Consider the following 952-nt stretch of genomic DNA (forward strand, 5'->3'; position numbering starts at 1 on the left):
CTACCAGCCATCATTGTGGACAAGATCATCGCCGCGACGGATGGTGTGCCGCTGTTCATTGAAGAGCTGACAAAGAGTGTTCTCGAAGCCCGCCACTTCGATCGCGCAGCCGTCTTCGACCAAGATCACGCCACACTCGCAAATCTCGACATTCCGCTAACGTTGCACGATTCGCTGATGGCCCGCCTCGACCGATTGCAGCCGGTCAAGGAAGTTGCGCAAATGGCCGCATGCATCGGCCGCGAATTCCGCCACGACCTCCTCGGATCGGTCACGCGGCTCAGCGCTGCCCAGTTGGAAGAGGCACTCGATAAGCTCGTGGATGCCGAGCTCGTCTTCCGGCGCGGAAGGGGCTCGGACGCACGATATACGTTCAAGCACGCGCTCGTTCGCGATGCTGCCTATCACAGTATGTTGAAATCGGTGCGCCAGGACATACACAGCCGGCTGGCCGACAAACTCGGCATGGAGCCGACGGCCGAACCGGAGCTGGTTGCACATCACCTCATAGCGGCAAAGCGGTATCTTGAGGCAGCTGAATGCTTCCTCCAAGCAGGGCGCGCTGCCGCGGCGCGATATGCCAATCCGGAGGCGGTCGCGCATTTCACGGGCGCGCTGGATGCCTTGGAAGCGGTCACTAGCTCGGGCGATACAAATGAGCTTGAACTTAGAATCCGGATTGAAATGGGCGTCCCGCTGAACGCGTCAGCTGGATATGCGTCGGAGAAGGTTGAAGCGAACTTTCTCCGTGCCGAAGAGCTTTGTATATCCACGGGCCTCACCTCCAACCTCTTTTTTGTCCGACGTTCGCTTTGGAACTTCTACCTTGACCGGCCTGACCTGCACCGGAGCCGAGACCTGGCCAAGCAACTCCTTGCCGAAACCTCGTGCGGAGAAAACGTTGAGGAAACGACTTTGGCGCATCGGGCGCTCGCCACTTCCTATTTCTATC

The 952-nt window shown here is 58.8% G+C and carries 1 protein-coding gene; it reads left to right on the top strand.

All coding sequences use genetic code 11. The features are described 5' to 3' along the window. Positions 1-15: 15 nt before the first annotated feature. The coding region (locus ACXJ7R_RS34410; protein WP_457155683.1) for an ATP-binding protein at positions 16-952 on the top strand (937 nt) is incomplete at its 3' end.

Source organism: Mesorhizobium sp. P5_C1, from assembly GCF_054049815.1.